This window comes from Paenarthrobacter sp. YIM B13468, from assembly GCF_042788025.1.
In the GTDB taxonomy this organism is placed as follows: Bacteria; Actinomycetota; Actinomycetes; order Actinomycetales; family Micrococcaceae; genus Arthrobacter; species Arthrobacter aromaticivorans.
In genome coordinates this window covers 53,176-79,126 of sequence record NZ_JBHZPI010000023.1, presented here as the reverse complement: position 1 = coordinate 79,126, position 25,951 = coordinate 53,176, and the positions used below count along the sequence as shown (strand labels likewise).

28 protein-coding genes and 1 riboswitch are annotated in these 25,951 nt (G+C 63.1%); of the genes, 18 read left to right on the top strand and 10 right to left on the bottom strand.

The annotated features are described in order from the left end of the window. Positions 1 to 161 precede the first annotated feature (161 nt). The 5 genes from ACFX4T_RS20035 to ACFX4T_RS20015 all read left to right on the top strand — a co-directional run bounded on the left by ACFX4T_RS20035 (position 162) and on the right by ACFX4T_RS20015 (position 4,807). Positions 162 to 1,337, top strand: coding sequence for a sensor histidine kinase (locus ACFX4T_RS20035; RefSeq protein ID WP_377653624.1), 1,176 nt, complete (start codon positions 162 to 164; stop codon positions 1,335 to 1,337). Further along, positions 1,334 to 1,984, top strand: a complete 651-nt coding sequence (locus ACFX4T_RS20030; RefSeq protein ID WP_377653622.1) for a response regulator — start codon at positions 1,334 to 1,336, stop codon at positions 1,982 to 1,984. The genes ACFX4T_RS20035 and ACFX4T_RS20030 overlap by 4 nt, the downstream gene beginning before the upstream one ends. Before the next feature lie 86 nt (positions 1,985 to 2,070). Next, on the top strand, positions 2,071 to 2,952 hold the full coding sequence (locus ACFX4T_RS20025) for a hypothetical protein (RefSeq protein WP_377653620.1): 882 nt from the start codon (positions 2,071 to 2,073) through the stop codon (positions 2,950 to 2,952). Between the two features lie 224 nt (positions 2,953 to 3,176). Further along, complete coding sequence (locus tag ACFX4T_RS20020; RefSeq protein WP_377653618.1) at positions 3,177 to 4,046, top strand: DUF4031 domain-containing protein; 870 nt, start codon at positions 3,177 to 3,179, stop codon at positions 4,044 to 4,046. Continuing rightward, entirely contained in the window at positions 4,043 to 4,807 is a 765-nt protein-coding gene (locus ACFX4T_RS20015; protein ID WP_377653616.1) for a 2-phosphosulfolactate phosphatase, read from the top strand. Before ACFX4T_RS20020 ends, ACFX4T_RS20015 begins: the two co-directional genes overlap by 4 nt. Positions 4,808 to 4,878: 71 nt before the next feature. Here ACFX4T_RS20015 and ACFX4T_RS20010 read toward each other — a convergent pair whose 3' ends face one another. The 3 genes from ACFX4T_RS20010 to ACFX4T_RS20000 form a co-directional block, all read right to left on the bottom strand. Continuing rightward, the gene (locus ACFX4T_RS20010) at positions 4,879 to 5,280 is read right to left on the bottom strand and encodes a YccF domain-containing protein (protein WP_216926600.1); all 402 of its coding nucleotides are present in this window, start codon (positions 5,278 to 5,280) and stop codon (positions 4,879 to 4,881) included. Positions 5,281 to 5,367: 87 nt separating this feature from the next. Further along, positions 5,368 to 5,817, bottom strand: coding sequence for an SRPBCC domain-containing protein (locus ACFX4T_RS20005; RefSeq protein WP_377653614.1), 450 nt, complete (start codon positions 5,815 to 5,817; stop codon positions 5,368 to 5,370). A gap of 262 nt (positions 5,818 to 6,079) precedes the next feature. Further along, positions 6,080 to 6,676 (bottom strand): phosphoribosylanthranilate isomerase, encoded by a 597-nt coding sequence (locus ACFX4T_RS20000; RefSeq protein ID WP_223946986.1) that lies wholly within the window; start codon positions 6,674 to 6,676, stop codon positions 6,080 to 6,082. A 97-nt stretch (positions 6,677 to 6,773) separates the two neighbouring features. Between ACFX4T_RS20000 and ACFX4T_RS19995 the strand changes: the two genes are divergently transcribed. The 5 genes from ACFX4T_RS19995 (at position 6,774) to ACFX4T_RS19975 (ending at position 10,135) form a co-directional block, all read left to right on the top strand. After that, the gene (locus ACFX4T_RS19995; RefSeq protein ID WP_377653612.1) at positions 6,774 to 7,403 is read left to right on the top strand and encodes a HutD family protein; all 630 of its coding nucleotides are present in this window, start codon (positions 6,774 to 6,776) and stop codon (positions 7,401 to 7,403) included. 58 nt (positions 7,404 to 7,461) lie between these two features. Further along, positions 7,462 to 7,527: riboswitch (guanidine-III (ykkC-III) riboswitch) on the top strand. Between the two features lie 9 nt (positions 7,528 to 7,536). Beyond that, positions 7,537 to 7,851, top strand: coding sequence for a multidrug efflux SMR transporter (locus ACFX4T_RS19990; protein WP_216927523.1), 315 nt, complete (start codon positions 7,537 to 7,539; stop codon positions 7,849 to 7,851). Positions 7,852 to 7,853: 2 nt separating this feature from the next. Further along, positions 7,854 to 8,240 carry a multidrug efflux SMR transporter gene (locus ACFX4T_RS19985; RefSeq protein ID WP_223946988.1) on the top strand — a complete coding sequence of 129 codons (387 nt, stop codon included), beginning with the start codon at positions 7,854 to 7,856 and terminating at the stop codon, positions 8,238 to 8,240. A 227-nt stretch (positions 8,241 to 8,467) separates the two neighbouring features. Then, complete coding sequence (locus ACFX4T_RS19980) at positions 8,468 to 9,475, top strand: aldo/keto reductase (RefSeq protein ID WP_377653609.1); 1,008 nt, start codon at positions 8,468 to 8,470, stop codon at positions 9,473 to 9,475. Positions 9,476 to 9,484: 9 nt separating this feature from the next. Beyond that, positions 9,485 to 10,135 (top strand): MBL fold metallo-hydrolase, encoded by a 651-nt coding sequence (locus ACFX4T_RS19975; RefSeq protein WP_377653607.1) that lies wholly within the window; start codon positions 9,485 to 9,487, stop codon positions 10,133 to 10,135. Between the two features lie 18 nt (positions 10,136 to 10,153). Here the strand turns inward: ACFX4T_RS19975 and ACFX4T_RS19970 are convergent, their stop codons facing one another. Together ACFX4T_RS19970 and ACFX4T_RS19965 are read right to left on the bottom strand one after the other, a co-directional pair. Then, positions 10,154 to 11,899 carry a DEAD/DEAH box helicase gene (locus ACFX4T_RS19970; protein ID WP_377653605.1) on the bottom strand — a complete coding sequence of 582 codons (1,746 nt, stop codon included), beginning with the start codon at positions 11,897 to 11,899 and terminating at the stop codon, positions 10,154 to 10,156. A 391-nt stretch (positions 11,900 to 12,290) separates the two neighbouring features. Next, positions 12,291 to 13,685 carry an MFS transporter gene (locus tag ACFX4T_RS19965; RefSeq protein ID WP_377653603.1) on the bottom strand — a complete coding sequence of 465 codons (1,395 nt, stop codon included), beginning with the start codon at positions 13,683 to 13,685 and terminating at the stop codon, positions 12,291 to 12,293. Positions 13,686 to 13,753: 68 nt separating this feature from the next. Between ACFX4T_RS19965 and soxR the strand changes: the two genes are divergently transcribed. Then, a complete protein-coding gene (soxR, locus tag ACFX4T_RS19960; RefSeq protein ID WP_377653601.1) occupies positions 13,754 to 14,215 on the top strand; it encodes a redox-sensitive transcriptional activator SoxR in 462 nt (153 codons plus the stop codon). Here soxR and ACFX4T_RS19955 read toward each other — a convergent pair whose 3' ends face one another. Beyond that, a complete protein-coding gene (locus ACFX4T_RS19955) occupies positions 14,216 to 16,195 on the bottom strand; it encodes an FG-GAP-like repeat-containing protein (protein WP_377653599.1) in 1,980 nt (659 codons plus the stop codon). 159 nt (positions 16,196 to 16,354) lie between these two features. On the opposite strand from ACFX4T_RS19955, the gene ACFX4T_RS19950 reads away from it, so the two are divergent. Further along, entirely contained in the window at positions 16,355 to 17,107 is a 753-nt protein-coding gene (locus ACFX4T_RS19950; RefSeq protein ID WP_377653597.1) for an SAM-dependent methyltransferase, read from the top strand. Between the two features lie 60 nt (positions 17,108 to 17,167). Here the strand turns inward: ACFX4T_RS19950 and ACFX4T_RS19945 are convergent, their stop codons facing one another. After that, positions 17,168 to 18,205 carry an Lrp/AsnC family transcriptional regulator gene (locus tag ACFX4T_RS19945; RefSeq protein WP_216927505.1) on the bottom strand — a complete coding sequence of 346 codons (1,038 nt, stop codon included), beginning with the start codon at positions 18,203 to 18,205 and terminating at the stop codon, positions 17,168 to 17,170. 140 nt (positions 18,206 to 18,345) lie between these two features. On the opposite strand from ACFX4T_RS19945, the gene ACFX4T_RS19940 reads away from it, so the two are divergent. After that, the gene (locus tag ACFX4T_RS19940; RefSeq protein ID WP_377653595.1) at positions 18,346 to 19,563 is read left to right on the top strand and encodes a M20 family metallopeptidase; all 1,218 of its coding nucleotides are present in this window, start codon (positions 18,346 to 18,348) and stop codon (positions 19,561 to 19,563) included. Positions 19,564 to 19,594: 31 nt separating this feature from the next. Next, positions 19,595 to 20,887 carry an MFS transporter gene (locus ACFX4T_RS19935; RefSeq protein WP_377653593.1) on the top strand — a complete coding sequence of 431 codons (1,293 nt, stop codon included), beginning with the start codon at positions 19,595 to 19,597 and terminating at the stop codon, positions 20,885 to 20,887. A gap of 68 nt (positions 20,888 to 20,955) precedes the next feature. Here ACFX4T_RS19935 and ACFX4T_RS19930 read toward each other — a convergent pair whose 3' ends face one another. Then, positions 20,956 to 22,263: an MFS transporter gene (locus tag ACFX4T_RS19930; RefSeq protein WP_377653591.1), complete on the bottom strand. Its 1,308-nt coding sequence runs from the start codon at positions 22,261 to 22,263 to the stop codon at positions 20,956 to 20,958. A 136-nt stretch (positions 22,264 to 22,399) separates the two neighbouring features. Here ACFX4T_RS19930 and ACFX4T_RS19925 point away from each other — a divergent pair, with 136 nt between their 5' ends. From ACFX4T_RS19925 to ACFX4T_RS19910, 4 genes are all read left to right on the top strand, one after another. Beyond that, on the top strand, positions 22,400 to 22,843 hold the full coding sequence (locus ACFX4T_RS19925; protein ID WP_377653589.1) for a hypothetical protein: 444 nt from the start codon (positions 22,400 to 22,402) through the stop codon (positions 22,841 to 22,843). Positions 22,844 to 22,907: 64 nt separating this feature from the next. Continuing rightward, the gene (gene trmB / locus ACFX4T_RS19920; RefSeq protein WP_223946999.1) at positions 22,908 to 23,813 is read left to right on the top strand and encodes a tRNA (guanosine(46)-N7)-methyltransferase TrmB; all 906 of its coding nucleotides are present in this window, start codon (positions 22,908 to 22,910) and stop codon (positions 23,811 to 23,813) included. Between the two features lie 22 nt (positions 23,814 to 23,835). Then, entirely contained in the window at positions 23,836 to 24,219 is a 384-nt protein-coding gene (locus ACFX4T_RS19915) for a hypothetical protein (RefSeq protein ID WP_216927496.1), read from the top strand. After that, positions 24,220 to 24,702 (top strand): type II toxin-antitoxin system RatA family toxin, encoded by a 483-nt coding sequence (locus ACFX4T_RS19910; RefSeq protein WP_377653586.1) that lies wholly within the window; start codon positions 24,220 to 24,222, stop codon positions 24,700 to 24,702. Here ACFX4T_RS19910 and ACFX4T_RS19905 read toward each other — a convergent pair. Together ACFX4T_RS19905 and ACFX4T_RS19900 are read right to left on the bottom strand one after the other, a co-directional pair. Then, a complete protein-coding gene (locus ACFX4T_RS19905; RefSeq protein ID WP_377653584.1) occupies positions 24,691 to 25,365 on the bottom strand; it encodes an anti-sigma factor family protein in 675 nt (224 codons plus the stop codon). The genes ACFX4T_RS19910 and ACFX4T_RS19905 overlap by 12 nt on opposite strands. Next, complete coding sequence (locus ACFX4T_RS19900) at positions 25,362 to 25,859, bottom strand: sigma-70 family RNA polymerase sigma factor (protein WP_216927490.1); 498 nt, start codon at positions 25,857 to 25,859, stop codon at positions 25,362 to 25,364. The genes ACFX4T_RS19905 and ACFX4T_RS19900 overlap by 4 nt, the downstream gene beginning before the upstream one ends. Positions 25,860 to 25,951 lie beyond the last annotated feature (92 nt).

Here is a 25,951-nt window from a genome sequence, read left to right as displayed (position 1 = left end):
GGTCGCAGGCTGGACCGCCATGGATTCACTGAGCAGCTCCCGGTGAGGGTCGCCGTCGTAAAATACTCATGTCAGCACATCGGACGAACTTGCTCCCCCGCACGGTTGAACCTGGCCAAAACTGCACCAGCGCGTGCAGCCGGCACCCTAGGGTTGGAGACATGCTCACGAGAAGTCAGTCCCTCCGCCCCGCAGCGGCTCCAGGTGCGGCCGCTGCCATGCTGGTGGCGCTGATGATTCTTGAGGAGCGCGGCTTCAACCCTGCCAGTGCGATGTTGATCGCCCTGACGGCGGCAGTGGCAGCAGCCGAACTCGTCCCCGTCCCGGCAATTATCTTCGCCTTTGGGGCCTTGGGGCTTCAGGCGATGGGAGCCTTCCCCTCGGTCATGTTCTCGGGGGCCACGCCCTACGTCGCCCTGCCCCTCCTCTTCTTCTTCGCAACACTCGCCTGGCGGGAGCCGCAGCGGTGGCCCGTGCCGCTTGCCGCCTTGGCCGCATCGGCTTTGATTACAGTGAACTGGTTCGCAGACACCACATGGATCAACTTCGTGTTCGGGAAGCAGCTGGCGGAGGCAGGCACGCTGCGCATCGCGGTCTACGCTTTCCTCGTCTTCGCCTCCTTCTCCGCGCTCAACCTGGCCGGCTGGGCAGCGGCGGCGGCGGCACGGCAGGCAGCCACCAATCGGCAGGCCAAGGAACGCGCCGAATTGCGTCTGGAGTCAACCGCCGTGGCCCTTGCCATCGAACAGGAGCGCAACAGGATCGCCCGGGAATTACATGATGTCCTGGCCCACTCCCTGGCCGTCATCACCGCACAGGCCGAAGGCATCCGGTACGCGCACAGGACGGAACCGGAATCGGTGGAAGAAGCGGCCGGCATCATCGCGTCGGCGGCAAGGACCGCGCTGCAGGAAACCCGGCGACTGGTCCAAAGCTACGGTTCCGAACTCGAGGAACCAGCTCCGGGTGCCGCGGATCTCCACGCACTCGTGGACCGGCTCAAAGACAGCGGGATGCCGGTGGAAATCCACACTGCCGGGTTGGAAGGACTCTCACCCGTGGAGAACCTCACTGTTTACAGAATCATCCAGGAGAGCCTGACGAATGCGTTCAAACACGGTGACCGCTCAGCGGGCGCTACCGTCACGGCCGAGCGCGAGGCAAGTGGATTGCGTCTAAGGATCCGCTCAAGGCTGGTAGTCGACGGCACTTCAGTTCCGGCGTCGGGAACCGGCAGGGGCCTGCCCGGGATGCGGGAACGCGCGACGGCGGCCGGCGGCAAACTGACAACGGTCACCGAAGGCCAACTCTTCGAAGTGGAGGCAATCCTACCGTGAATGGGAACAAGATCCGTGTGGCCTTGGTGGACGATCAGCCGTTGTTCAGTGCAGGGCTGAAGATGATCCTCCGCAGCCAGCCCGACCTCGAAGTGGTGGGAGAAGCCACGGACGGTAAGCAGGCCGTTAAACTAGCGGCGCAGGTGGAGCCTGATGTGATGCTCATGGACATCCGCATGCCGGTCATGGACGGGATCAGTGCGACCCGAAGCATCACAGAAGAGACCGGGCGAACGAAAGTCATAGTGCTCACCACCAATCAGCACGATGAAGCCGTGGTTCGAGCCATCCAGGCAGGAGCTGGCGGATTCCTCACCAAAGACGCGACGCCCGAGTTCCTGCTGGCAACAATCCGGACAGTGCATGCGGGCCACGCTGTGATGGCGCCAGCTGCAACCAACGAACTCCTGCGCGACTACACCACGCCGTCGCGGGCAAACTTAACAGTCCTTGAGCCCCTGTCCGTCCGGGAACGCGACGTCTTCATGTTGGCGGCGAAAGGACTCGCCAACGGAGAAATTGCCACATCACTGGTGCTCAGCGACGCGACGGTGAAGTCCCACGTCGGCAGCATCCTCTCCAAGCTCAAGCTCAAGAACCGGATCCAACTCGTCGCGTTCGCCTACGAAAACAGCTTGCTCGGCTAATTCAACCGGATTCACGTCCCGGCGTCAGCCAGAGTCCTGCTACAGCTTTGCCAAAAATCGATCATTACCCGTACCAAGGAGAAACAGTGAAAAAGAAAACCGTGGGGGCACTGATTCTTGCAGCCGGTGCAGCGGCAACGCTCGCAGCCGCCGCAACTCCGGGAGTCTCGTCCATACTTACCAAGGCTGCAGAGCGTCCAGTCTCAGGGATCACCTGGACTGCGGAGCAGTTTGCCTCAGCCGACGCCATGGCCGAGAAAGGGCTGGCGGAAGCCGTCCGGCGGTGCATGGCAAAGGCGGGCTACGACTACACGCCTGCCTCTGCAGGGCAGGAAAAGGTCGATCTGAAAAACGCCATTGGCTTCAACACCCTCACAGTTGAGGACGCCAGGGCCTCCGGGTACTCGGTGATCAAGCCGACCGGACCGGGTGAGCCTGCCCCGGATTCCGATTTGGGCAAGCTATTCGCGGATCCTGGCTTCCAGAAGGCACTGCATGGCGGCGAACCCCAGGAACAAAACATGGTTCAGTCCTCAAGTGGAACGGGCATGCTTGCCGGGGGTTGCACAGGGGAGGGCATCACGGCCATCTACGCCAATGCCAACGACTACATGCGGGCAACAGGCCTGGCGTACAACTCTGTCCTGGTAGCAACCCAGGCCGCCGCGGAGGACCCAGGCATCCAAGCTGCCGTGAACGGCTGGAGAGACTGCATGTCCAGTACCGCATTCCCATACAGCGCACCGGGTGAAGCAGTTTCGGCCGGGCTCGAGGCAGGTGGACAGAAAGAACTCAAGATTGCCGTTACCGACGCGACATGCCGGGAGAGCACAGGCTTCGATGCCAAGCTCAACACGGTGTTGGACAAATACTTGACCACCCGGATGCAAGAGCTGGATAGCGAGGTGGCCGCAGTTCAGCAGATCCGTCGTGAGGCCTCGGCCAGGGCTGCAGCCATGATGGGATAGCTGGCCAACTTGCAAGCTCGCGGCGTGCGCGCGGTGCCTGCCGCCGTCGTGCTCTATCCGGGACTGAGCCATAGCCGTACCCTGTTGCCAAGGAACTCCTACGCTCCTTCCCAGTTGCTGTGAACCACACCGGCAGTGAAGCCTGTGTTTCCGGGGCGGACGCTCGGCGGTAGCCGCTCCGATGACCGGTAACTGGGAAGGATCGTTTGGCTTACACTTTGGCCATGGCCGTATATGTCGATCCGCCCCTTTGGCCCGCCCACGGCACAGTGTTTTCGCATCTGGTATCGGACAAGTCCTTGGACGAGCTCCACGCTTTCGCCGCGGCGGCCGGAGTTCCCGAAAGGGCGTTCGACGGCGACCACTACGACGTTCCTGAACGTCGCTACAACGACCTCATCGCGGCTGGCGCCATTCCCGTGGAGGCAAGGGTGCTGGTGCGGAAACTCATCGCGAGCGGCCTTCGCATTCCAGCGCGCGAACGCAGCAAAGCCCTCACCGTTCCCTTGATGGAGCGCTGGAACAGTACCTACCCGGGACACGAGGAACTCGGCCTGGAGCTCCTGGAAAGGTGGGGGGACGCCAGCCGTAAGTACCACAGCCGGACCCATTTGCTCGCCGTCCTCGAAGCCCTGGACATTTTGACGGAGCCGGCCCTCCCTGCCCGTACAGTCACACTCGCGGCCTGGTTCCACGACGCCGTCTATGAAGGCGTCGCAGGGCAGGACGAGGAAGAGTCCGCACTCCTTGCCGAGGACCGGCTGACTGCTGCGCGGCTTGCCCCGGAAGACGTCGCCGAGGTAGCCCGACTGGTTCGGCTCACATCCGAACATAATCCCAAACCCGACGACCATGCCGGAGCCCTCCTCTGCGACGCTGATCTCTCCGTCCTCGGGGGCGACGAACAGTCTTACGCCCGTTACCTGGCCGCCGTCCGGGAAGACTACGTTCACGTCAGTGACGACGACTTCGCCAAGGGGCGTGCCGCCGTCGTGCGTCATCTGCTGTCACTTGACCCGCTCTTCCATGGCGAACGGGCCAAGGCGCTTTGGCTCGATGCGGCCCGCCGCAACCTCACGGCCGAACTCGCATGAGCGAAGCCGGAGCGCCCCAGCGGCAGTTGCCGTACTCGGTCCGGTTTGAATGGGGTCTCGACGGCGCCCGCGCCATAGTGCCTCGTGCGGACCTTGCGGTGGTGGTTGACGTTCTATCGTTCACGACGTGCGTGAGCGTCGCCGTGGATCGTGGGGCTGCCGTTTTTCCCTACCCGATGAGGGATGCTGCCGCGAGTGAGTTCGCCGCTCATCATCACGCTGCCTTGGCCGGGCCGCGTGGCGGGGAGGGGTTGAGTTTGTCTCCAGCGAGTTTGCGTCATGCGCCGCATCTTGAGCGGGTGGTCCTGCCCTCGCCCAACGGCTCGACGCTCAGCCATGAGCTCGCCGACTCGGCCCGGCAAGTAGTGGCTGTGTGCCTACGCAACGCCGCGGGGACCGCCGACTGGGTCCATGCGAACCTGCCGGATGACGCCGTAATTGCTGTCATCGCCGCAGGTGAGAAGTGGACCAACGGTTCGTTGCGGCCAGCTTTGGAGGACGAGCTCGGAGCAGGAGCCTTCATCGCCGGACTAGCAGGATCGGGGCGCGGCAATTTCTCGCCGGAAGCCGGATCTGCGGCCGCGGCCTTCGACGCCGCCGAGCCCAAGCTGGCCTCGGTGCTGCGCGGCTGCTCCAGCGGGCGGGAACTGATCGATGGGGGCTTCGTTGAGGACGTGGCAATCGCCGCCGAGTTGGATGGCAGCACGATGGTCGCCTTGCTGACGGATGGGGCTTTTCAGGGCGTTCGTGCCACCGGTTAGACGACTCGCTGCAGGCCAGACGGTAGGAATCGTCTGCCGGGCTGCGAGTCGTCTAAATGGAGCGGATCACCTCAGCGATAGGTGCTGACGAACGGCTGGTTGGTCGGCACGATCTGCTTGCCGAGAGGCATCAGCGACACCGGGATCAGCTTCAGGTTGGCGATTGCCAGCGGAATACCGATGATGGTGATGGCCATGGCGAAAGCAGTGACCACGTGGCCGATCGCTATCCAGATACCCGCCACGAGCAACCAAATCACGTTGCCCAGAAGTGCGAAGACACCCGTTCCGCCGGGCTTCTCCACCACCATCCGGCCAAACGGCCACAAGCAATAAGCGCCGATCCGGAACGAGGCGATGCCCCAAGGAATGGTCACAATGAGCACACAACAGATAATGCCTGCTGCGAAATAGCCCAATGCCAACCAGAAACCACCGAAGACCAGCCAAATGATGTTGAGCAGCGTTTTCATAGTCTCCATTCTCCCTTGCCGGACCGACATTAAGCCTAGGGGTCTGCCCTGAATCGGCCCTGACTTTGATGACGTATCAAGAGCGATTTAGTCCAACAACGCGTCCAGCTTGTCGAACGAGGTTCCCCAGCCGTCCCGTGTCATTTCCACCCATTCTTCCGATGCGAAGGGGCCCTGGGTGAGATGCATCCGGGTGCGTCCATTGAGGTCTTCGAATTCGAGGTGCATTTCCTCGTACTCATGGTCTGCGTCGGGAGCAGCCTTTGCTCTTGCCACCAACAGGGCAGGAGCGTCCAGCTCCGTGATGACAGCTTCGATGGGTGCTTCCTGCTCCCCCTCGTCGTCCGTCCATGTCATGACCACTTGCCAGATTCCGCCCACGCGGGGCTCCACGATGATCTTGTCGCGTGGCGCATCCACTTCCACGGGTCCGAACCACTTGGTCAGCTGATCGGGGTCCATCCAGGCGTCGAAGATCCGCTCACGCGGGGCGTCGAACTCGCGGATCATGGTCAGGGTGTGCTGTTCCGTGCTCATTGCGTGGCTCCTGGTTCCGTGTGGTCCGTTGGCTTGGTTCCGTGTTTGGTTCCGTGTTTGGTTACGTGTGTAAAGTCCAGTGGCGTGTTCCAGTGAATCGTGTTGCCGTCAGCGAGTCCAGGCTGCCAGTGCCAAGTCGGATGCTCTCTCACATCATCACCCGAATTGCCCAACCTTCTCTCACATCATGAACCCATCCAGGGTTTCCGGCTGCAGGACGTGAGAGAGGAACGCGCCAAAAGCGGCAGGACGTGAGAGAATGTCAGGCCTTTGCGGCTTCCACGAACGCGCGGATTTTCGCCAGGTCCTTTACTCCCCGGGACGCCTCCACACCTGAGGAAACGTCCACGCCCCAGGCATCCGCGGCAGCCGCAGCGAACGCAACGTTGCCGGGTTCGAGTCCGCCTGCGAGCAACCACTCCCGGCCGCCAAGTCCCTTCGCACGCACTGACCCGTAGTCCCAGGACTCTCCCGAACCCGGCACGGCTGCATCGATCAAGAGCAGATCCTCGCCCAGATCGCTGAACTGGTCCGGCGCGGCACCCATGGTGACGGCCCGGATGAGCCGCATCCCGGCGTCGTGCACTGTTTTGACGTCCTCGGCAGTCCGGGTGCCGTGCAGCTGAACCCAGGTGAGTCCTGCGGCGCGCGCAACAGAAACGGCGTCGGAGGCAGGCTCATGCCGGAAAACAGCCACAGCATTAACATGTGCGGGCACCAGCGGCAGCAGGATACGCACCTGGTCAGGACTGACTTCACGTGGGCTCGAAGTCAGCACGAAGCCGACCGCATCCGCGCCGGCGTCGACGGCGGAGCGCACGGATTCCGGCGTGCTCAAGCCGCACACTTTGACGAACATTCCGTGCCTCCAGCCGTATTCACAAACGTTTTCCACATATGACGTTAGCAAGCCGCAATGACAACGCAGAAGCTGTGTCCACCACTAGGCTGGTCGGATGGAGATCATCCGCTTTGCCGACATCCACCCCGAACCGTGGCGTAACGGAGGCGGGGTGACGCGCGAACTCGCCAGCCACCCGAAAGTCGCCTCGGCCCAGGACGGCGCCTGGGATTGGCGCGTCAGCATCGCCGATGTCTCCAAGGCCGGGGACTTCTCCAATTTTCCCGGCATGGAACGGGTCATCACCATCATTGACGGTGAGCTGCTGCTCCTGACCATCGACGGCGAAGAGCACCCGCTCGAGAAGTATCGTCCGTTCCGTTTCTCGGGAGAGGCAGCGTCGTCAGCCACGCTACCCACGGGGGATATCCGCGACCTCAACGTCATCGTTCGCGCCAGCGCGTTCAAGGGGTACACGTCCATCGTCGAGATCTCCAAGAAGCGCGCACACCCCGTTTTCGAGGGACAGTTGGCCATCCTTCTGGAAGGCAAGGCGACGGTTTCGCCTGGGGCAGATCTGGAGGACGAGTCCGACGGCGCGAGCCAAGCTGCCAGCGCAGCCGAGCCGGTGGAGCTGAACCGCTACGACGCCGTGGTGGGCTCGGATACGCGGAGCCCCGAGATCTCGGGCAGGGGTTTTGTTGCCGTGATCTCCATCGACAAAGTGGACTCCCCAAACGCCTAAGACTGGTGACTTTCGCCACCCAAAGTGGCCACGGTCTGCAGGAGTTGCTAGCCTGAAATGAAGGTTCCGTTCTGGAGCCTCCGGACGACGGTTCAGTACCCGGCACGCGACAAGACTGGCCAAAGGATCTGTCATGTCGTGGTTAATTCTCATTCTCTCCGGAGCCCTTGAGGCCGTTTGGGCCGCTGCACTTCACCGATCAAAGGGCTTCCGCAAGCCAGTCCCCACCGTTATTTTCCTGGTCAGCGTCGTCGCCAGCACCGCCGGACTCGCGATCGCCATGCAATCCATTCCCACGGGTACGGCGTATGCGGTGTGGGTGGGTGTCGGCGTCGTCCTGACGTCGGCTTACGCCATGGTCACCAAGGTGGAACGCGCGACGACGGCCCGGTTGCTGCTGCTCGCAGGTATCGGCGCGTGCGTGGTTGGCCTGAAGGTGGTGGCGTAGCCATGGCCGCAACAACCACCACGACCCAGAACTCTGCGAAGAACGGCGTCTTCTGGCTGGTTCTCCTTGCTTCAGCCGTCCTCGAAGCCGTGTGGGCCACTGCTCTGGGACTCTCCAACGGCTTCACCCAGTTGATTCCCACATTGGTATTCGCGGTGACAGCAGCATTGAGCATGCTCGGACTCGGGATCGCCGTGAAACGAATCCCCTTGGGCACTGCATACGCGGTATGGGTTGGAATCGGCGCGGCGCTCACTGTTGGCTGGGCCATGCTCAGCGGCGTCGAACCCGCGAGTCCGTTGAAGCTGCTCTTCATCGCCGGAATCGTGGGTTGCGCTGCAGGTTTGAAGGCGCTGCCGTCCGACAACCCCCAGGCGCCCGCTGAGTAGACGGCACTCCTCCACGCTCCTTCCCAGTTGCCTCCCCCGGCACCCCTCGTCCAGCGGCAGAAACCCCGAAATCACAGGGGCGGGCATGCAGGCGTGCCGGGTGCTATCCGGACCAACTGGGAAGGAGCGTCGGCCACACCCGAAGAACCAGCAGGAATACCAAAGCCCGCGGCGGAGTTCACGCCACCAAAGGGCACTTCGAATACCAACACGCATGGGAGAAGTTCATGACTGCAGTTCAACTCGGCGATGGCCTTACTGTAAGCCCCCTTGGCTTTGGCGGCATGGCCCTGACACCGGTCTATGGGGGAATCGACCCCGCTGAAGCCCTGCAAACCCTTAGGCATGCGGTGGATGCGGGAATCACTTTCATCGACACCGCAGATGTTTACGGCGCCGGAAGCAACGAGGAGTTGGTGGGGCAGCTCCTGAAAGGCCGGCGTGACGAGATCCAGCTGGCAACAAAATTCGGAATAGAGGGCAACGCCGCGAACGGCTACACGGGAGTTCGCGGCGATGCGCCCTACGTCAGGCAGGCGGCAGAAGCCAGCCTCCGCCGCCTGGACACTGACGTGATTGACCTCTACTACCTGCACCGCCGTGACCTCCGCGTTCCGATAGTGGAAACCGTGGAGGCCATGGCGGAGCTGGTCCGAGAGGGCAAGGTTCGGCACCTGGGACTGTCTGAGGTGACAGCCGAGGAGCTTCGGCAGGCCAACGCCGTCCATCCCATTGCCGCGGTCCAAAGTGAATGGTCAATCTGGAGCAGGGATGTTGAGCAAAACGTTGTTCCTGCAGCGAAGGAACTCGGTGTCGGCTTTGTGCCTTATTCGCCGCTCGGCCGAGGGTTCCTCACGGGAACCATTAGCGCGAGCGACCTGGGCGAAAACGACTTCCGCCACAAGATTCCCCGCTTTGATGGCGAGGCCCTCGATGCGAACCAGGCCGTCGTGGCCGCGGTTCGCGAGGTAGCCGATGACCTGGGTGCAACTCCTGCCCAGGTAGCACTGGCTTGGCTGTTCGCCCAAGGCAAGCGCCTTGGGCTGCCGGTGGTCCCCATCCCCGGTACGCGCAAAACGCACCGCATCGACGAGAACCTTCGCGCGCTGTCCCTGCAACTGGGAAGTGCGCAACTTGAGGTGCTCGACCAAGCCGCGGACGCCGTCGTCGGTTCGCGTTCTGCCGATCCCAACTGGGTGTCGCAAGGCCGCGAAGCCAACACGACCACTGCATAGACTGAGCCGATGGATTCGCTCATTCACTCATCGCGTGACGTCACCATCCGGAGCATCTCCGTCAGCGAGATGAACAACAACGTGTACCTGTTGACCTCGAAGTCCACAGGCGTGCAGCTGTTGATCGACGCCGCCGACGACCTTCCAGCCATTCAGCAACTCCTGAAGGACAGCGAAACGGATACTTCCGAAGTGCCGAAGCTCGTCCGAATCGCCACCACCCACCAGCACTGGGACCACATCCGCGCCTTGGGCGAGCTGGTGTCAGCTACCGGCGCCAGCACCTCTGCAGGAGCGGACGACGCCGATGCGCTGCCCGTTCCTGTGGATGTCCGGCTTGGTCACGGCGACGTCGAGCGCTTCGGTGACTTCGAGATCACGTCGGTCCACTTGCGCGGACACACCCCTGGCTCGATTGCTTTCGTTTACCAGGATCCGGATGGGCCCGCCCACATTTTCAGTGGGGACTCGTTGTTTCCCGGAGGCGTCGGCAAAACACAGGGCGATCCTTCACGTTTCGCTTCACTGTTGAACGACGTGAAAGAGCGGCTGTTCGACGTTTATCCGGACGAGACTGTGGTGCACCCGGGCCATGGGTTGCCCACGACGCTCGGAGCCGAGCGGCCACACCTTGACGAGTGGCGCGCCCGAGGCTGGTGATCCCCGCCGGACCGCGCGTTAGCGGCCGCGACGATCGTTCGACGCCGGTGCCGATGCACGGCGCGGGCCACTGCGCGCCGGACGACCGGCGCCGGAGCCCCCGCGAGCTGAGTTGCCGGAGGCACCCGAACCGTAGGATCCGCCGGATGTAGCGCCCGTTGCCGAGGACCAAACAGCCTTGTTTCCGCCAGTACGGGTGCTCGTGGTGGATGCCGTGCGCGGGGCCGAAGCTGAGCGCTGGCCACCGGTAGCAGCACGCTGGCCCGAAGCTGGACGACCACTGCGGCCGCCCTGACCCTGCGAGCCGGGAACGTCGTTGCGGTGAGTGGCACCAGCCTTGCCGCGACCACGTGGGCTGCGGGCGACGTCGTCGTTCATTGCTGCGCGACGATCGGCGCGGTTGATGTCGGTGCGAACCGGCTCAGCTGCCACCTTGCCGCGTCCGCCGCGACCGCCACGGCCACCCGCGGTGGGTGCAGCCTGGCCGCCGGTACGGCGTGCGCGCTTGCGCTGGGCGTTGGCGCCAGTGGACGTGCCGCCGCCCTGCGGGGCTTTCGCCGCCAGGAGGGCTGCACGGGTGCGGGGATCAACCTTGTCAGCGATGTCGCCCACGAGCTCGGCGACCAACGGCGAGTTGGCAGTGACGCGCTCGAACGATACGTCGACGCCGGCTGCCTTCATGAGCTTCTTGACGTCGCTCTGCTGCTCCGGGAGCGTCAGCGTTACAACGGTGCCATCGGAACCGGCCCGGGCCGTGCGGCCTGAGCGGTGGAGGTACGCCTTGTGCTCTGTGGGCGGATCAACGTGGATGACGAGTTCGACGTCGTCAACGTGCACGCCGCGGGCTGCGACGTCGGTGGCCACCAGGACGCGAACGTCACCGTTGGAGAACTCGGCCAAGTTGCGGTCGCGGGCGTTCTGCGACAGGTTGCCGTGAAGGTCGACCGCGGGGATGCCGGCGTCTGTGAGGGTCTTGGCAAGCTTACGGGCGTGGTGCTTGGTCCGCATGAAGAGGACGCGGCGGCCAGCGCCGGAGGCCAGTTCGACGATGAGCTGCTTCTTGACGGTCTGATCGTTAACTACCAGGACGTGGTGTTCCATGGTGGTGACGGCAGCCTGCGGGTCATCCACGGAGTGCGTCAGCGGGTTGGAGAGGTAACGGTTGACCAGCTTGTCAACACCGTTGTCCAACGTCGCGGAGAAGAGCAGTCGCTGACCCTGCGTGGGAGTCATGTCCATGAGCTTCTTGACTACCGGAAGGAAGCCGAGGTCAGCCATGTGATCTGCCTCGTCCAACACAGTGACCTCAACCGCTTCGAGGGTCAGGATGCGCTGACGGATCAGGTCTTCGAGGCGGCCCGGGCAGGCGATGACGATGTCGACGCCGGCGCGCAACGCCTTTTCCTGGCGTGCCTGGGAAATGCCGCCGTAGATCACCGTGGTGTTCAGGCCCATGGCCTTGGCCAGCGGCTCGATCGTGGCGTTGATCTGGGTTGCAAGTTCACGCGTCGGAGCAAGGACGAGGCCCATGGGGCGGCCCGGCTTGCGGAAGTGCTTGGCTTCACGCTCGGCCAAGCGGGCCACAAGAGGGATGGCGAAAGCGATGGTCTTGCCGGAGCCGGTGCGGCCTCGGCCCAGGACGTCGCGGCCTGCGAGCGTATCCGGGAGGGTCTTCACCTGGATGGGGAATGCCTCTTCGATGCCGTCTGCGGCGAGGGAATCAGCAATAGCCTTGGGCGTGCCAAGGGCAGCAAAAGTAGTCATGTACTTATGTCTTTCGGGCGGTGTCCAGTTGCGGACATCGGCCCCCGACGCCGGTTGGGCCAGGGGTTCGCCGAGGAAAAGTCAGGTGGTCTACCGGTTCGCTACTGGAGCGTTGGCCGGGACCAAATGGAAGCGTTCATCGACGCAGGATGTGCCTCTCACATGAAAAATGCCCCGTCACGTGGCCTTTTGGGCCACCTGCTTCAGGGCGTCACCGCACATCAAGTGTTCCCATTCTAACAGTGTTCGGCGTCCAGCCCTGCATCGGGCTGGTGCAGGCCTGCGTTGCGGGGCCCGGATTGCGTGCTTCCGGGCCCAAATAGCGCGCAGAGCAGGCCCCACAAGTGGAACGGGCCGCCGCAGTCGGCCGGCACCACAACCTGGCGTCGGGCTACTTATGGAGCGAGGCCTCTGGCTGGGCGTCGTGAGTTTCGGAAGCGCCCGCCCGGCTGGCGACCCGTGGCGCTATGACGACCCCGACGACGGCGATCACCGCCGTCAATGCGAAGACCCCCGCAAACGGGTTCGTCGACGTAAATGCGGCAAAGACGAGTCCCGTGGCGGCGAGGGCGAGCGCCCCGCCCAGGGAGTCGGAGATGGACATTGCTGCACTGTTGAAGCCTTGGTTATCGGGAGTCGAGAGGGCCAACGTCATGACGCTCAGCCGTGGGTACATGAGCCCCATGCCCCCGCCGGCGAGGATCCAACCGCCAATAGCAATGGCTGCCGGCAGTGCCAATGCCGCAGTCACCAGCGCCAGCACGATTGCCACCAGCACCAGCGCGGCACCAATTTTCACGGAGAGGGCATCGGCCAGCTTCGAACCCAACCGGCCCTGCAAAGCGGATGCTCCCGCCCATGCGAGCGCGGCGCCGGTTAGCGTGAGCCCGGCAAACGTCGGCGTGAAGGCGTACTGTTCGGTCAGCAGGTACGGCAGGTAGACCTCCGCGCCGAAAAACGCCGCCGACGCCAGACCGCGGGTGAGGATCACGCTGGGAAGTCCTCGGCGGGCAACCAGTGTTCCGCGCGGGACCAACGGCCTGACCGCCACCACGGCAAGGACAAGTGCGACGACGGCAATCACCCCGCCCACGCCCGGCACCTCTGCTGACAAGTTCAGCGCGAGGACGGTCAGGGCAGCCAGCGCCGCCCACCCCATGCGTCCGAAGGCCCACGGAACGGTTTCGGTGACGGGCTCCGAGTCCATCCCTCGCACAGCCGGCACCACCATCAACAGTGCGGGAACAACCAGCCCCACCACGCCCAGGAACACCCAGTGCCAACTGCTGAGCTGTGCCACGATGCCCGCGGCGAACGGGCCCACGAGTGAAGGGATCACCCAGGAAGCGGCAAACGCGGCGAAGATTTTCGGATGCAGAGTCGGCGGGTAAACGCGTGCCACCAAGACGTACAGGGCAACGGTCATGGCACCGCCACCAAGTCCCTGCACGAGCCGGCCGAGCACCAGGACCTCCATGCTCCCGGCTGTTCCTGCGATCAGCAGCCCAGCAACGAACAGCGCCACCGATGCATACAGCGGCGCTGCAGGACCACGACGATCGGACCAATTACCTGCCCCAACCATGCCCATCACACCAGTCGCCAACGGACCGGCGAAGGCCAGCGCGTAAAGGGTGGCTCCGTCCAGGTCCCGGCTGACGAGCGGCATGATGGTGGTTACCGCCAGGGACTCGAAGGCGCTGAGGAAAACGAGCGCACACGCACCAACGGTGGCCAGCAGATATGGACGGCGGAGTATCCCGGCCGTTGAAGTATCAGAGGTCATGGACGTTACCCTAGAACCTCAACTAATGTTGAGGTCAATCCACCACGCCCACCACCGGAGGACCAGCCATGCCACAAGTTCCAGGCAGCGCCCACCGGCCCCTGAGCATCGGTGAGCTTTCCGAGCGCAGCGGAGTATCGGCGTCGGCCCTTCACTTCTACGAACGCAATGGGCTCATCACGGCTGAACGCACGGCTGGCAACCAGCGGCGGTATCGGCGCGAAATGCTGCGGCGCGTCGCTTTCATAAAAACATCGCAAAGGGTTGGCCTTCCTCTGAAGGACATCCGGGAGGCGCTGGACTCCCTGCCGGACGGACGGACTCCCACCAAGCGGGACTGGACACGGTTGTCGTCGCGGTGGCGCAAGGAACTCGACGAACGGATCGCGGCCCTGCAACACCTGCGGAACGATCTGGATGGTTGCATCGGCTGTGGTTGCCTGAGCCTGAAATCATGCACGCTTCAGAATCCAGCCGACGAACTGGGGGCCACCGGCGCGGGAGCACAGCGCTGGAACCAGCCCGGATAGTTAGATGATCGCAGTCATGACATTCCAGCCCACTCCCACCTGTACCCGCGGCGAGTATCCGCCGAAGCCCTGTCCTGGGTAAAGCCACAGGGTGCCGCTGGCGTCGCGGGCCAGGATGTCCGGCACGTCGTCGCTGTCGAAGTCGCCCGGGGTGACGATTGCAGACATGACGTTCCACTCGATGCCAACCAGCAAGGGTGGAAACCAACCGCCCGAACCGTCGGGCTCGTAAAGAAACAGCGTGCCCCAGGTGTCGCGGGCAAGGATGTCGCGCCCCGGATTCCGCAGGTTCCCGGGGCCCATGATGGCGGTCATTACGTTCCAGCCCGTGCCCACCTTCGATCTGGGAAGCCAATCGCCTGAGCCGTTCCCCGGGTATAGCCAGAGGTCACCGGAACTATCCCGGGCCAGGACATCGGCTTTGCCATCGTCATCAAAATCACCTGGGGCCACGACGGCGGTCATCGCGTTCCAGCCGACGCCGACTTTGGAGCGGGGCAGCCAACCAGAATTGCCGTCGCCCGGATACAGCCACAAATCACCAGCCTCGTCGCGTGCCAGGACGTCCGGTTTGCGGTCACCGTCAAAGTCGCCTGACGCCATCAACAGGTTCATGATGTTCCAACCGGAGCCAACCTGTGAGCGGGGCAGCCAGCCACTGTTGCCATTTCCGGGATACAGCCAGAGCCCGCCGGCGGAGTCCCTCGCCAGAACATCCGTGGTGCCATCGGAGTTGTAGTCCTTCCACACATTCTCCGGATCCGCCGTACTAACAGCCATGACGTAATCGCCCTGGTTGCCCGGAACGACGTACGCCATGGATCCGTCCGGGAGCATGACCAGCTGACGGGGAAGCAACCCATCTTCCAACAGGATGACCCCTGCTGGTTTGAGCGTCGGCAGGCTGAGAACGTTGATGTCGTGGCCCAGCACATAAAGCCGCGCACCGTCGGGACTGACCTGGACCGTGAAGTGCCCCATGTTCATGACTGGGCCCTCACCGAGACTGACCCGTGTCAGCGAATTCCCCTGCAGATCGACTTCAGCAACGTAATTGTCATTCGGACTCTGGTCCACGACGAATGCCCGGGATCCGTCCGGAGTGAAGCTTGGCGCAGTGGCCACGGATTCGGTCATGACTTCCCCGATCACGGTGTCCGTGGCGACGCCTGCGATGGCGATGCCGCCTTCGAGCTTGGGGTAATACAGCTTGGATCCGTCCGGGGACATGGACCCTCCGGTTGACGTCCCGCCGAGCGGAATGGTGCTGGTCACGGTGTTGGTAGACGTCTCAATGGCGGACAACGATTGGTCCAGGAGATTCAGTGCGAACACCTTGGCCCCATCCGGCGTCACAAGAATCTGCGTTGGCTCGCGACCAACGGGAATGGAGGAAACCACGGACGCCGCCGCCACATCGATGACTGCAACGGATCCCGGCGTCGAGCCCGTGTCCGCCGGCGTTCCGTACACAGCCGCGTAAACGCTGGACGCGTCAGGGGTAAATGCGAGGCTGAAGACCGGGCCGTCCACCGGTATGTCCACGACCGTTATGGCGGCGGTGTCCACGACCGTGAGGAAGTGTTCCTGGAACTCGCTTGTGGCCAGGTAAACCTTGCCGCCGTCCGGGCTGACCTTCATGGCAGTAACATCACGAACATCAATGCTCGCAGTCACAGTACTGGTGGCCACGTCGATCGAGGCGAAAGCCCCGGATGCGGACACTGTGAACAGCTTGCGGCCGTCCGGACTCGCCTCAGCAAAGTGTGGGCTCGGAACCTCGATCCTGTACGGCGTCCCGAAAGTCGCCATAGGTGCGGTGATAGTTGGCGCACTGATGGTTGGCGCGATGGCTCCCGCGACGGCGTCGGGCTTTAGCGGATTGGCCCGGGCCGGTAGCCCTGAAGCCATGAGCGTAAAGGCCGCCGCCAAAGCCACAACGGCAGCACGCGCAGTGAACGTAAGCGTCCGGAACATCATGAATCCCCCGTTTCATGCGCCAATGACTTGTGTCCGGCGCTTGGCTCAAACGCTAGTCACCATCAAATGGAAAAACCAGATCATTTTGTTCGTATGTGTGTTTTGCCGAAGCAGCAACGGGCGTTGCCTTTAGTAGCCTGCTCACGGCACGCTTGGCTTATGGCTGAACACACTCACGACGGCGGCACTCCCCACGCCACGAATGGCACCTCTGGCAACACTCACCAGGCCACCCATCAAGACACTGACCACAGCGGGCCGAGGCATGGCGGGCTCAACCTTCACGAAGACGCCGACAACGCCGCCGACATGTGGGACGGCATGTACAAGGAGCGTCCAAAAGTATGGAGCGGAAACCCGAATCCACAGTTGGTCGCCGAAGTGGCCGGGCTCCACGCGGGAACGGCCTTGGACCTTGGCTGCGGCGAAGGTGCAGACGCCATCTGGCTCGCCGGGCAGGGCTGGATGGTCACCGGCATGGATGTTTCGGCGGTCGCGCTTGAACGTGCGGCAGCCCATGCAGAGGAATCCGGTCACGCTGACCGGATTACCTGGCAGCAACAGGATCTGGCCGATTGGCAGCCGGAACCCATCTTTGACCTCGTTTCAGCACAGTTCCTCCACAGCCCCCTCCTGCCGTGGCGCGACTCCGTAGCTTCAGCGGCAGCCGCAGTAGCGCCGGGCGGCACGTTGCTGGTGGTAGGACATCACCCTCATGGGCTCGCTCCGTGGAGCCACCACCGTGAAACGGGCATGTTCTTCTCGCCGGAACAGTTGGCTGGATCGCTCCGCCTGGACCGCGAGCCGTGGTTCGTCAACGTCCTGACTTCGCGGGAACGCACCATCACCGGTCCAGAGGGCGGGACGGCTACCGTTTTGGACACGGTCCTACGGGCCACGAAGCACCCCTGATACTGGCGGGAACCGGCACCCAGGCCGGACTCGCCGTCGTCGTGAGCTCAAGCAAGAAACTTACGCTGTTTCCGGCAGCAACTCCCCATACGGTGCCACCACGGTTCCTGTGGCCGTTGAATCCGGGTTCAGCATCCAGCCAACCCGTTTGGCCGTATTCAACATAACTACGCTCTCCACGAGCTCGATGCCCGGGATCCGCTGCTGGATGGCGAGTTCCATTTCCATGATCTCGGCCAGCGACCGCAACCACATGATCATGGTGAAGTTGGTACGGCCGGTGGTGGACGCTGAAAACCTGACATTCCTGACGGAACGCAGTTCCGTGGCGGCGGCTTCGTGCTGGCCCGCCGGAACGTTCGCAAACCACTGGACGGTGATGGGAAAACCGGAGAATTTTTGGGCTATCTCGCAGCGGAAAGACAACATTCTGCTGTTCAGCACCCGCCCCAACTGACGCTGCGCCGTGGCGGGATGCCGCCCCAAAGCCCGGGCTATCTCAGCAGCAGAAGCCCGGCCATCCCGGGATAGGAGCGGGATCAGCGCCAGATGGCTCTCGGGTAGCGGCACGACGATGGCGTCGGGAGCAGACGGGTTGGCCGATTCGGGCCCGGCCATTGCCCGAAGCGCCTGCTGTTCCCCCTTGGTGAGCACATTCAGCCGCCATGCGTAGCCGCTGGTGTGGATCCGGGTGCAGAGCGAGGTGTGGTACTTGGTAAGTCCGCGGACTTCTTTGAGCCGCGGCAGCAGGCTGGTGCTGAACTGATCGAGGTCCTGGGTGATGACGGTGAGTGTCAGGTCGCGGTTGCTGGCCGCTTCTTCGATGGTGATGACCTCGGGGAGCTCTGCCAAGGCCGCCGTGACTTGCGGCCGGAGGTCCATCTCGCAGTCGATGTCCACCATGGCAAGGCACATGTTTTTCGGGTCACCCATGAGATGGGCCGTAGTCCAGGCCGCACCGGCAGCCTTGAGGCGGTCCCAGCGCGCGGCCAAGGTTGTGGCGTGGACGCCCAAGACCTCGCCGGCATCGGACCAGCTGATACGAGGAGAAATCTGCAGGGCATTGATGAGGCGCAGATCCTCTTCGCTGAGTTCCATGCGTACATTCTCCTTCAACCGTGCATGAATCCTGCGTTTTTGGGGTTTCCATGCATTTTTACAGATGTTTTTAGGATTGTGAGTCAAGTCACCACAGAATTGCAAGAAGAACCCATAACCCAGCAAGAGCAGGAGAACACATGACCATCGCCGCTGACGCCAAGGAACTGCAGCACGACATCGTCCGCCTCCGCCACGACCTCCACCGCGAACCGGAGATCGGCCTGCAGCTCCCCCGCACCCAGGAAAAGGTGCTCAAGGCGCTGGACGGACTCCCGTATGAGATCACACTGGGCAAGGACACGACGTCGGTCACCGCGGTTCTTCGCGGTGGTGCAGCTTACGCTTCGGCTGACAAGCCGGTGGTGTTATTGCGGGCAGACATGGACGGCCTTCCCGTCCAGGAAACAACCGGCGTGGATTACACGTCCCGTATAGACGGAGCGATGCACGCCTGCGGACACGACCTCCACACCTCCATGCTCGCCGGAGCCGCCACCCTCCTGGCTGAGCGTCGCGACAAGCTGGCCGGCGACGTCCTACTCATGTTCCAGCCCGGCGAGGAAGGCTTCGACGGCGCCAGCTACATGATCAACGAAGGCGTCCTGGATGCTGCCGGGCGACGGGCAGATACGGCTTACGGCATGCACGTCTTCTCCTCGCTGGAACCCCACGGCCAGTTCGTCACCAAGAACGGCGTGATGCTCAGTTCCTCCGACGGGCTCGTAGTGACCGTGCTCGGTGCCGGCGGGCATGGCTCCGCCCCACATTCAGCCAAGGACCCCGTGACCGCAGCCGCGGAAATGGTCACCGCCCTTCAGGTCATGATCACGCGCCAGTTCAACATGTTCGATCCCGTTGTCCTCACCGTTGGCGTCCTGCACGCAGGTACCAAGCGGAATGTCATCCCTGAAACTGCCCGCATCGAAGCCACCATCAGGACCTTCTCCGAAGAGTCACGGCAGAAGATGATGGATGTAGTACCCAAGCTGCTCCAAGGCATCGCCGCAGCCCACGGCCTGGAGGTTGATGTGGACTACCAGCAGGAATACCCCCTCACCATCAACGACGAGGACGAAACCACCACGGCGGAGAAGGTCATCGCCGGCATGTTCGGCGAGTCCCGGCTGACCCGGATGGCAACTCCACTGAGTGGTTCCGAGGACTTCTCCCGGGTGCTGGCCGAGGTCCCGGGAACATTCGTAGGGCTCAGTGCCGTTGCCCCCGGCACCGACCACGCGACGTCGCCCTTCAACCACTCGCCTTACGCAACGTTCGACGACGGCGTCCTCACCGACGGCGCTGCCCTGTATGCAGAGCTCGCGGTATCCCGCATCGCGGCCCTCGCCGCCAACTAACTCCCAGCCCTACCCCACCTTGGAGAAACACATGACCGCCACCGTTGGAACGTCCACCGAAGTCAAGGTCCACAAGTCCCACCTGCGCACGCTCGTCGGAACCGGCATCGGCAACGCCGTGGAATGGTACGACTGGGCCATCTACGCCACGTTCTCGCCGTTCATCGCGAGTGCTTTGTTCAGCCAGGCCGACCCTACGTCCGCCGTGCTGTCCACCTTGGCGATCTTCGCCGTCGGGTTTGTTGCTCGGCCCTTCGGCGGTTTCGTGTTCGGCTGGATCGGCGACCGCATTGGCCGCAAGACCTCCATGACGGTAGCCGTTGCCCTCGGAGCTCTCGGTAGCCTCCTCATCGGCATCGCTCCGACGTTCCAGGCTGTTGGCGCGTTCGCATCCGTGATGCTCCTGCTCGCCCGGCTCATCCAGGGCCTCGCCCACGGTGGTGAGCTGCCGTCGTCGCAGACGTACCTGTCCGAGATGGCACCCAAGGAAAAGCGCGGTTTCTGGGCGACGCTCATCTACACGTCCGGCACCGCCGGCATTCTCGCCGGAACACTGCTCGGCGCGATCCTCACTGCTGTCCTGTCCAAGGACGACATGAGCGCCTGGGGTTGGCGTATTCCGTTCCTCATCGGTGGCGCACTGGGCATCTACGCGCTGTTCATGCGGGCCAAGATGAAGGAAACCCACGCATTCGAGGCTGAGACGCCCAAGGAAAAGCGCCTGCCGATGTGGCCACAGATCGTCAAGTACCGCAAGCAGGCGCTGCAGGTTATCGGCCTGACCGTTGGCCTCACGGTGGTCTACTACATCTGGGGTGTCGTGGCACCGAGCTACGCAGCCACCACGCTGAAGATGGACCGGGGCGCTGCCCTTTGGGCCGGCGTGATCGCCAACGTCGTGTTCATTGCCGCACTCCCCTTCTGGGGCAAGCTGTCCGACCGGATCGGCCGCAAGCCGGTGCTCATCGGTTCCTCCATCGGTGCCATGGTCATGCACTTCCCCATGACGTGGCTGCTGAAGGACTCCCCGTGGCAGCTGGCTGTGTCCATGTCCGTGATGCTGTTCTTCATCGCTGGTAGCGCATCGATTGTCCCGGCCGTCTACGCCGAACTCTTCCCGACGCACATTCGCACTGTGGGTGTAGGCGTGCCGTACTCCATCTGCGTCGCGGCCTTCGGTGGCACGGCTCCGTACCTGCAGACCTGGCTCGGCAGCATTGGCCAGGGCTACCTGTTCAACGTGTACGCAGTAATCCTGTTGGTGATCGGCATCGCCTTCGCCTTCTCGATCCCCGAGACCAAGGGCAAGGACCTGACGGCCTAGCTCGTTGTGAGGCCCGCTCTGTGCCCTAAGTTCGTACTTTGGGGCGTAGAGCGGGCCTCACAACGCGCTTAAACGAACTTGTTGCGGCCCGCGCGGTAGCCGAAGAACGCCGCCAGCGCTCCGACCACCAGGAACAGGACGCCCGCGGCGGTGAATCCACCCGTGGCTTGGTGGAGTTGTCCCACGAGCAACGTTCCCACCGAGCCCACTCCGTAGCCGACACCCTGCATCATCCCGGACAGGTGGGCGGCTGTGTGGGCATCTCGGGTGCGGACCATGATCATGGTGAGGGCCACAGCGGTGAGCGATCCCTGGCCAAGGCCCAGCAGCCCCGTCCAGATCCAGATCAGCTCAGTGGGCCCGAAGATGCTGAGGGCGAAACCGCCGCCGGTCATCAGGGCCACCACGGTGTTGATCATCCTTTGGTCCTTGAATCGCGTGGCCAAGGCAGGGGCAAAGAGTGAACCGAGCATCTGAAGCACGATCGACACCGACACGATCAGGCCAGCCGTCCCACCCTCGATGCCCCGGTCCCTCAGGATCGGCGCAAGCCACGCAAACACACTGAACGACATCATGGCCTGCAGCACCATGAACAGCGTGACCTGCCAGGCCACCGCGGATCGCCACACGTTCACGCCGCCGCGGACCGCCTGGTGCCGCACGGGATGCTGGCGGACGGCCAGTGGAAGGAAGAGCAAAAGCACGACGCCGGCAGGCACCGCCCATGACCACAGCGCCGAAGTCCACTGGCCGGTTGCCGCAAAAACCGGATACGTGAAGCCTGCACCGAGCGCTGCGGATGCGCAGATCGCCGTGGTGTACAGGCCGCCCATCAACCCGAGCCTATGCGGGAAGTCTCTCTTGACGACGCCCGGCAGGAGGACGTTGCAGAGAGCGATGGCCGCTCCACAAGCTGCCGTGCCGGCGAGGAGTGTTGGAAGGTGCCCTGCTCCGGGGACCTCCGTTGGCCTGAGCAGGAGTCCGGCCGTGAGGACAGCCATCGCTCCGAGCAGTACCCGCTCTGCCCCGAATCGTCTCGCCAGTACCGGGGCAAGAGGTGCGAAAACGCCCAGCAATGTCACGGGAACGGTGGTCAGGACCACCACAGCCCAGCCCGGCAGCCCGGCGTCGGACGTTATTTCCGGAAGGACGGCCGAGAAGCTCGAAAAGACCGTCCGGAGGTTCAGGCCGATCAGGACCAGACAGATGCCGAGGTAGATCAGGCCTCGTTGCGAGCGCAGCTGGGTGGGGGCCGCCGCCGGGATGTCGTCGATCTCGGCATCCACAGCGATCTCAGGGCGAAGGGCCTGATAGCGGATCGGTTCTGCCGGGCCGCTTGCATCTGCGACGCCGGGCCTGTTCGAGGAGGTCACGCGTCCTATTCTGTCAGCCGTGTCCGATCTACTGCTCAAGGGCGTGATGTGACCGCGACTTGAAGCGCGGCAAGGTTGTCCACATAAGCCGGATTACCTCTGTCTGTGCGGCATCGACGTCCATAGCGTTGAAGTCATGCACACACTCCCTGAACACTTTCCTCCACCGTCAAACGCTGAAAGCGAACCTCCGCTTGGCTACGTGCTCGTGCCTCCCGTACAGCCCCCGGGGTTGAACGTAGCGATCTCCAGCGTGGTGGTTGGCCTTGCGGCACCGTTTTTCCTGTTCATAACCCTCCCCCTTGGACTGTTCGCCGCCATGGCCACGCGGTCACCAACGTCATCCGGTCCCCGGTGGTGGGTCGCTCCTCTCGTACTTTGGAGCCTCCCCACCGTTTGCACTATGGGTGCCCTGGTGCTGAGCGCAGTGTCTCTGTGGCTGGCCCGGAACCGCGGTCCCGGGGGACGCCGCAGCAAGGCATGGATTATCGGAGGTGTGGGCTTGGGCATCGTCGTAGTAAAGAGTTTGATAGTGGTGGCATGGCTCATGGAAACGCGACGCTTCATGATTCTCTTTTGAAGCCGGAGCCCGCCGAAGACAGGTCCCGCCAAGCATCTGGTCGAACCAAAGTATTCTGGAATGGATGAGTGAAACCCCAGATTCCCCGCGACCAGTAACGCCCGGCAGCCAGGCTTCCTTCGGAACGTACGGTGGCCGTCCGGTCAGTTTCGTGCGCCGCGGCACCCGTTTGCAGGGCCGCAGGCAGGCCGCGTGGGAGGAGCACGCCGAGCGTTGGGCCGTCCAGGTCCCGCGTCACGTGGCCAACACTTCGGTGCACCCCGATTACACCTTTGACGCCGAGGCCGTGTTTGGGCGCAAAGCTCCCCTGATCGTCGAGATCGGTTCGGGTTTGGGTGACGCCGTGGTCCATGCCGCCGAACAGAATCCGGACAAGGACTTTTTGGCCGTCGAGGTTTACACGCCCGGCCTGGCCAACACCATCATCAAGATCAACAGCCGTGGCCTGACCAACGTTCGGGTGGTGGAAGCCAACGCACCCGAGGTTTTGGAGTCGATGCTTCCGGCGGGCTCAGTCAGTGAGCTCTGGGTATTCTTCCCCGATCCATGGCACAAGGCACGCCACCATAAGCGCCGCCTGATCCAGCCGGCTTTCGCTTCCGTAGCTGCCAAGGCCCTGGAAAAGGGTGGCTACTGGCGGATTGCCACCGATTGGTCCAATTACGCAGTGCACGTCCGCGAGGTCCTGGCAGGCTCGACGGAATTTGAAAACATGCACGAAGGCGAGCGCAGCGGCGAGGAGAGCCCGCTGACGCAAGTGTGGCAATCCGGCGTCGAGTCTGTTGTGGGAGGGGCGCCGGTGCGGGAAGGGCGCGCACCTGTCAGCACCGAGCACACGGGTCCGAACGAGGGCGTGGACGAGGAAGGCGGCTGGGCTCCCAGGTTCGAGGGCCGTATCCGCACGAGCTTTGAAAACAAGGCCCACGAGGCTGGCCGAATGATTTTCGACCTCACGTATCGCAAGATCTAGCGCACGGACTTTGGGGGGAATCATGAGCTACCAGCCACCGGTCGAGTACCAGCATCGGTCCAGAACACCCGGGTTGGGCGCGGGCATCACGAGTATTGTTTCGGCTGTGCTTTCGCCAGTGGCCGCGGTGGTCAGCATTCCCCTGGGCGTTGCGGCAGTCGCGTCCCAGATCAGCCGATACAACCAGGGAAATGATGCTTGGTGGATTGGCGCATTGGCCTTTGCCGCGCTTGCAGTTCTCTTGTCCATCGTGGCGATCGTCTGTGGGCTTGTTGCCGTCTTCCGTGCGGGGCGTATGAATGCTGGACGCGTTACCGGAATCATCGGCCTGGCGATCATGGCGATCAACGTTTTTGGTGTTGCCTTCATGGTGCTCTTGGTGCTCGGTTCCGGGCAGGGGTCCTGAATGCCGCAGGTTCGCGCTGAACGTTTTATACGCCTGGATGCCGAGACAGCCTTCGCGCTTTCCCAGACCACTGGCGAATTCAGGCTCAGATGGGATCCGTTCATTTCGGCGCAAAGCTTCGTGGACGGGGCCAAGGCGGCCGGCAAGGGGGTACGTACACGAACCGTCTCCAGAATGGGGCTGAAGATGGTCAGTGAGTACGTCTCCTACACCCCGCCCCGCAATGTAGGAATGACCATGGTGTCCGGGCCTTGGTTCTTCGACAACTTCGGCGGTGGCTGGCGGTTCACCCCCGACGACGGCGGCACTCGTGCAGTCTGGAAGTACACCTTTTCCTGCCGCCCGGCTGCCCTAAAGCCTTTGGCAGAGAAGATCGGGAGCTGGCTGTTGGGCCGCGAGATTGAACGGCGGATTGAGGCCTTCGCCCGGGCATGCGAGGACCCGGCCCTCGTAGCAGAGCTGCGGGCAAACCTACGGGACTGAAATCGACGCCACTGTCTTTTCATCCTCGTCCCGGAGCTCCACACCGGCTATGCCGCCAAGCTGCACGGGCGTAGCGCCAGTGATCTTGATGCGACCACTCGGCGTCGCCGTCCAGCCGCAGGTACGCTCTTCCGCTCCATCCCTGCCCTTCACCCATAAGTAGAGAGTTCCTTCGAGCGGCATGCTCTTGCCCTCCACCTCAAGCTCCGTGCCCCAGGCCTTCTTCACCATGCCCACTGTCAGCTGCAGGCCTGTTTCAGCCTGTACCGAGTAGCTGGCATCGGGTTTCGGTGGCTGGTTCAAGAGTGGACCGGCAAGGAATCCAAGTGCCAGGCACGCCGCGGCGACTGCCCCCACCAAACCCGCCCACCGGCGTCGTGATTTCTTCCTACGAGCCGAAAGGTCAACCAGGATCTTCTGCGGCAGTGCTTCCCGGCCCGGTTCCAATGGTGCCAGGGCACCGGCGGTACCCGTCGTGGTGAGAGCGACGGCGTCGGAGGCAGGAACAGCGTCGAGCAGCGCGGGGAGGCTTTCCAACTCCTCAAGTTCGCGCCGGCACGCAGCACATCCGGTGAGGTGCTCTTCAAAGGTGCGAGCCTCCTCGGGGTCGAGTCCGCCCAGCAGGTAGGCCCCCAGCAATTGGTGGACGGGATTGCCGTTCATCGTTCCACCCCCATTTCATCAAGGATCGTTCGGAGGGCTTTCACAGCATAGAAAGCCCGGGATTTCACAGTGCCGGCAGGGATGTTCAGCTGCAGTGCTGCCTCACTGACGGTGAACCGCTGGTAGTGCAGGGCAACAAGGACCTCGCGGTGTTCGTGGCTGAGCCGCAGGAGCGCCTCTTCCATGAGGACGCGATTCAGTAGCTCATCAACGCGCTCCGTCGCAACATGGTCCGGAAGGTCGTGCTCGCCAGCCTCGAGAGGGCGACGCTGGGACTTCCGATAGTTGTCGATGATGACGTTGCGGGCAGTCCGGAAGAGGTAGCTGCGCAGACTGCCCGTAATCTGTGGCGCGTGCTGCCACACCTTGAGGATGGTCTCCTGCACGACGTCGTCGGCCTGGTGAGTGTCCGAGGTGCAGCTGAGCACAAAGCGTTTCAGGGCCACGCCGTGATCGCGGTAGATTGCCGCAACGACGTCCTCGTCCAACGGCATAGCCACCTCCTTCGCTGTGTTTCCCGCTGCCCTACCCTGCCCTACCCCCATACGACGCCACGCGCGGGGAAAAGGTTCAGTTGCTTGAACCA